This window comes from Actinoplanes sp. NPDC048791, from assembly GCF_040650095.1.
Lineage (GTDB): Bacteria > Actinomycetota > Actinomycetes > Mycobacteriales > Micromonosporaceae > Actinoplanes.
On sequence record NZ_JBEZGQ010001462.1, the window covers coordinates 1 to 1,615 of the forward strand.

Consider the following 1,615-nt stretch of genomic DNA (forward strand, 5'->3'; position numbering starts at 1 on the left):
CGAGCCGCGGCCGCCACCGGGGTGGCCGCGGCTCGGTTGTGCTCGTTATATGGATAAAACTCAATATCTGGGAGCGCTCCCATTGTGGTCGGGGGAAGCGCGTCGTAGCGTGTTGACACCTCGTTACAGCGTTTGGCCCGGACGGCCGGCACCTTTCCCCGTGCCCGCCGTGCCGTGGCGTCCTGGGTGGACGCGTTGTGCCGACGAGGTCCCCCGATCTGAGGTAGGTCATGAGAAGACGACTCGCCACCCTCGGCGCCGCGGTGCTCGCCGCGGCCGCCTCCGTCCTGTTCTCCGTCGATCCCGCGTACGCGGCGACCGGTCTGCACGTCAGCGGCCGCAGCATCGTCGAGGCGGGCGGGCAGCCGTTCGTCATGCGCGGCGTCAACCACGAGCACACCTGGTTCACCAACGAGACCGACTCGTTCGCCGACATCAAGGCCAAGGGCGCCAACACCGTACGGGTCGTGCTCAGCGGCGGCCGCTGGACGGCCAACAGCGCCGCTGACGTGGCCAACGTGATCTCGCTCTGCAAGCAGAACAGGCTCATCTGTGTCCTGGAGGACCACGACACCACCGGCTACGGCGAGGACGCTGCCGCGTACACGCTGGATCAGGCGGTGAACTACTGGATCGGCCTGAAGAGCGTGCTGGCCGGCCAGGAGGACTACATCGCCATCAACATCGGCAACGAGCCGATCGGCAACACCGACCCCGGCCAGTGGACCAGCGCGACCAGCGCGGCCATCCAGAAGATGCGCAGCAACGGCTTCCAGCACCTGCTCATGGTCGACGCGCCCAACTGGGGCCAGGACTGGACCTACACCATGCGGGACAACGCGCAGACGGTGCTGGACGCCGACACCCAGCACAACACGGTGCTCTCCATCCACATGTACGCCGTCTTCAACACCGCCGCGTCCATCACCTCCTACCTGGACACCTTCCAGGCCAAGGGCTGGCCGCTGGTCATCGGCGAGTTCGGCTGGCAGTTCGCCCCCGGCGAGGTGGACGACCAGACCCTGATGGCCGAGGCAGTGAAGCGTAACCTCGGCTACCTGGGCTGGTCGTGGGCCGGCAACAACGACCCGATCCTCGACATGACCGTCGGTTTCGACCCGAATCAGCTGACCGCGTTCGGCGAGCGCGTCTTCAACGGGCCGAACGGCATCAAGGCCACCGCCAAGGAGGCCGCCATCTTCGGCGGCGGCACGACCACCCCGCCGCCGAGCAGCACCCCGCCGAGCAGCACCCCGCCGAGCAGCGCACCGCCGTCCAGCGCCCCGCCGACGCCGGTGCCCGCCGGTTGCGCGGCGGCGTACTCGGTGACCGGGCAGTGGACCGGCGGCTTCCAGGGCGAGGTCAAGGTGACCGCCGGGACCGCCGCGGTACGGAGCTGGACCGTCACCCTGGCGTTCCCGAACGGCCAGACGGTCACCCAGGCGTGGAGTGCGACGGTGACCAGCAGCGGCTCCACCGTGACCGCTCGCAACGCGACCTACAACGGGAGCCTGGCCGCCGGTGCCTCCGCGAGCTTCGGCTTCCTCGGCTCGTGGACCGGCACCAACGGCGTACCGGCGGTGACCTGCTCCGCGACTTGACGACCAGGGCCGGG

The 1,615-nt window shown here is 69.0% G+C and carries 1 protein-coding gene; it reads left to right on the forward strand.

Translation table 11 applies throughout. The annotated features are described in order from the left end of the window. Positions 1 to 230 precede the first annotated feature (230 nt). On the forward strand, positions 231 to 1,601 hold the full coding sequence (locus tag AB0C29_RS47440; protein ID WP_360834823.1) for a cellulase family glycosylhydrolase: 1,371 nt from the start codon (positions 231 to 233) through the stop codon (positions 1,599 to 1,601). Positions 1,602 to 1,615: the final 14 nt, after the last annotated feature.

What these genes read in the sequence shown, in the direction of transcription:
- AB0C29_RS47440 (WP_360834823.1), top strand. Translation starts at nt 231, where the DNA reads ATGAGAAGACGACTCGCCACCCTCGGCGCCGCGGTGCTCGCCGCGGCC.